This window comes from Brachybacterium sp. AOP25-B2-12 (assembly GCF_052378625.1).
In the GTDB taxonomy this organism is placed as follows: domain Bacteria; phylum Actinomycetota; class Actinomycetes; order Actinomycetales; family Dermabacteraceae; genus Brachybacterium.
In genome coordinates this window covers 1-3,185 of sequence record NZ_JBQSXW010000043.1, presented here as the reverse complement: position 1 = coordinate 3,185, position 3,185 = coordinate 1, and the positions used below count along the sequence as shown (strand labels likewise).

Genomic DNA, 3,185 nt, shown 5'->3' with positions numbered 1-3,185 from the left:
CGATATCGGGCTCATCGCATTCCAGGGTGTAGGCGGGGTCTGAAGCCACCCGCCCCGAGCAGGGATCGGACGATGCAGTGCGTGAGATTTCGGAAGCCGAGGGCGGATCCGTGGGGGTGTTTGAGCCTGCCGTTGGTGGCCTCGGTGGGGCCGTTGCTGGCGCCGGGTAGGTCGAAGAATGCCAGCACGTCGCTGGCTCGCCGACGCAGAGCTCGACCGAGGCGGGCCTGTTCGTCGAGGCCTTCGGGGATAGCCGTGCGGAGGACGTCCATGACGGCCTGCATCTCTGGTTTCCCGAGTGTGCGGTCCGGGAGGCGGCGATCATGCGCTGGTAGATGCCCCAGGTCGCTTCCACTTCGACGTGTTGCTCGTCGGCATACAGGTCCTGGATCCGTTCGACCTGGCGGTCGGTGATTAGCGCTGCTCCAGTGTGAAGGGTGCATCGGCAGGAATAGAGCGGGTCGCCGGCGCGGCGCTGTGTCCGTGCAGGAGTAACTGGATGCGCCGTCGGCAGACGTCGACCGCTTCCCCGGCGAGCCGCCCGACGCGGAAGGGGTCCATTACCGCGACCGCGTCCGGGAATTTCTCGGCTGCGGCGGTCTTGAACCCGGTGAAGCCGATTGTCGCAACAACTTCCACTGCCTCGCGCCAAGTCTAGGGGCGGGCGGCGAGCCAGGTCTTGAACACTGCCTTGGAGCGGCCTTCGACCATGTCCAGCAGTCTGGAGGGGCCGCTGTCCTGGCGAACCGTGGTCAAGTCGATGATCACCGTACAGTGCGGCCCGACATTCGACGGCGGGCTTGCAGGGCGGAGACCACCCGCGCGCAGGATCCTTGGCCTCGTCTACCCCACACCGAAGGATCCTGGCGGGGCGTGCTACCTTGTGGTGCATGGAACCTGACGCTGTTCACCTCGTAGGGCAGTTGCGCCGTGGCGCTCTCGAGCCATGTGTCCTCGCCGTCATCGCCCAGCAACCGACCTATGGTCTCGACCTGGCTCGAACGCTGAGCGAACGAGGACTGCTCGAGAGCGAGGGGACGCTGTACCCGCTCCTGTCGAGACTCCGGAAGCGCAACCTCGTGACCACTGCCTGGCAAGAGTCCCCGAGTGGACCCCCGCGCCGCTACTACCACATCACCCCGGCAGGCAAGACCGGACTTGCTATATTCACCCAGGAATGGGGCCGCTTCCGGCAAGCCGTCGACCTCGTCATTGGAGACCACGCATGACCACTCTGCCCTCGTCCGCCGCCGCCCAGGCCTATCTCAAGCGCCTCACTGCCCTGACAGCTTCGCTCCCCTCCGGCGAGCAGCTGGATCTTCTCACCGGAATCGAAGAGCACCTCGCGGACGCGGAACAACGAGGCGTGCTCCAGGCTGCGCTCGACAGCCTCGGCCCGCCTGAACAGATAGCCCTGGAAGCCGGGGCGGAGACGGCCGGCACACCGAAGTGGATGCGGAGACTTGCCGTAGCAAGCGCCGTGGCCACAGTTGGAGGCTTCATGGCCCTGGGGGCACTGCTGTGCTTCACAGCGCACTTCGACGATGACTCCGAGTACGCTCTGCACCCGATGCTCATCCTGCTCGCCTTCGGCGCCGGTAGCATGACAGGCGTCTTCTCAACCGTACTGTCCTTCCTCGTCAGAGACCTGACCGGACAGCAGCGGGTTCTGCTGACCGCTTCGTGGATCGCCTCCTCGCTGCTGGCCATCGTGTTCGGCATCGCGGGCGGGAGCGTCCCGGTCGGAGTCAACCTCCCTCTCAGCGCCCTCCCGCTCCTGATGGGTGCCATCGGGGTCGTCCTCGTCCTGCGCTACACCGCGCCGAACCCCGCTCGCAAGCTGGTTCGAAGCTGAGCCACCCTGGGCCCCATCGCACGTCGCGCTGGGCCGGGTTTCGGGGATCTAACGACAGAGCAGAAGCAGGGGCAACAGATGACGCGACGCATGGCGATCCCGATGTTCGCTCTGCTCATGACGGTCGTCGCCTGCACCGGGCAGACCGCCACTACCGGCCCCTCCGATCCCGTGGCGAGTACGCATGGCCTGCCTCCCACCACGGGCGTCTTCGACTATCAGCTCGGTGGCACCTACTCGCCGTCGGGCACGATCGACGTGGTCGTGCGCGATGCAACCGCCGATCCTCTCCAGGGGGCCTACAGCATCTGCTATGTCAACGGATTCCAGACCCAGCCCGGTGATGCCGAGATGTGGAAGGGGCACGCCGACCTGCTCCTGCACGATGCGCACGGCGACCTGGTCACCGACCCCGACTGGAACGACGAGTACATCCTCGATCCGTCCACCGCAGCACAGCGCGAGGGCATCCTCGACATCCTCACGCCGGTCATCGTGGGCTGCGCGGATGCCGGGTACGACGCCGTCGAGATCGACAATCTCGACACCTTCGACCGATTCGATCAGCTCGACGTGAACGGCGCGATGGCCCTTGCCTCCGCCTACGTGGAGATCGCGCACAAGTCCGGGCTCGCGATCGCCCAGAAGAACGCCGCCGAGACCACGACGGCGGCGCACGAGGATCTCGGCTTCGACTTCGCCGTCGCCGAGGAATGCGCCGTCCATGACGAATGTGCCGCGTACACGAGCGTGTACGGGCCCCACGTCCTGCAGATCGAGTATCCGGACAGTCTCGAGGACGCCGGGATGACCTTTGCCGACGCCTGTGCCCTCCCCGACCGCGCGCCGCTGATGATCCTTCGGGACCGCGGTCTTGTCGCCCAGGGCGTCGAGGAGTATCGCTTCGAGTCCTGCTGAGCCCGACTGCGTGATGTGCGCATGTCCGGCAGTGGGTAGCGGGGGGATCTGCACACCTGGTTATCGCTCTCGCTCCGGCCCAGCGCGACGTGGAAGCGCCCATCGCCCCCGTCCCAAGAAGTCCAAGACCCGGTTCTGGGACAGGTGGCCGGTGGGCGCATGGAAGCCATTGCGACAGATGGGACGGAGATGTGTGGTGATGACCGAGCAGCGGATCAGGTTCCGAGACCTCAAGCGGCTCTTCACAATTCGGGGTGTAGGTGTGGTCTGAATCCGCCGGCTTCGAGGAGTGCGCGGGCGATGTAGTTGGTGGGGTTGCGGAAGCCGAGGGCCAGGCCACGCAGGTGGGACTGATGCACGATCAGGTGTCACATGATCTGTGGCGATGTGGAGCGTTGCAGGGAAGGATGTG

Annotated in this window: 3 protein-coding genes and 1 pseudogene; 3 read left to right on the top strand and 1 reads right to left on the bottom strand. The window is 65.7% G+C overall.

Annotation, left to right across the window (positions count from 1 at the left end):
• Positions 1-11: 11 nt before the first annotated feature.
• Positions 12-777: pseudogene (locus tag ACT3TZ_RS14935) on the bottom strand (transposase); the annotation flags it as partial.
• Between the two features lie 113 nt (positions 778-890).
• Here ACT3TZ_RS14935 and ACT3TZ_RS14930 point away from each other — a divergent pair.
• The 3 genes from ACT3TZ_RS14930 to ACT3TZ_RS14920 all read left to right on the top strand — a co-directional run bounded on the left by ACT3TZ_RS14930 (position 891) and on the right by ACT3TZ_RS14920 (position 2,773).
• On the top strand, positions 891-1,229 hold the full coding sequence (locus ACT3TZ_RS14930; RefSeq protein WP_444584206.1) for a PadR family transcriptional regulator: 339 nt from the start codon (positions 891-893) through the stop codon (positions 1,227-1,229).
• Positions 1,226-1,855: an HAAS signaling domain-containing protein gene (locus ACT3TZ_RS14925; protein WP_444584205.1), complete on the top strand. Its 630-nt coding sequence runs from the start codon at positions 1,226-1,228 to the stop codon at positions 1,853-1,855. The genes ACT3TZ_RS14930 and ACT3TZ_RS14925 overlap by 4 nt, the downstream gene beginning before the upstream one ends.
• A gap of 78 nt (positions 1,856-1,933) precedes the next feature.
• Entirely contained in the window at positions 1,934-2,773 is an 840-nt protein-coding gene (locus tag ACT3TZ_RS14920) for an endo alpha-1,4 polygalactosaminidase (RefSeq protein WP_444584204.1), read from the top strand.
• The last annotated feature ends 412 nt before the right edge of the window (positions 2,774-3,185 follow it).

Coding starts and splice junctions, on each gene's coding strand:
- ACT3TZ_RS14930 (WP_444584206.1), top strand. CDS start 891: ATGGAACCTGACGCTGTTCACCTCGTAGGGCAGTTGCGCCGTGGCGCT.
- ACT3TZ_RS14925 (WP_444584205.1), top strand. CDS start 1,226: ATGACCACTCTGCCCTCGTCCGCCGCCGCCCAGGCCTATCTCAAGCGC.
- ACT3TZ_RS14920 (WP_444584204.1), top strand. CDS start 1,934: ATGACGCGACGCATGGCGATCCCGATGTTCGCTCTGCTCATGACGGTC.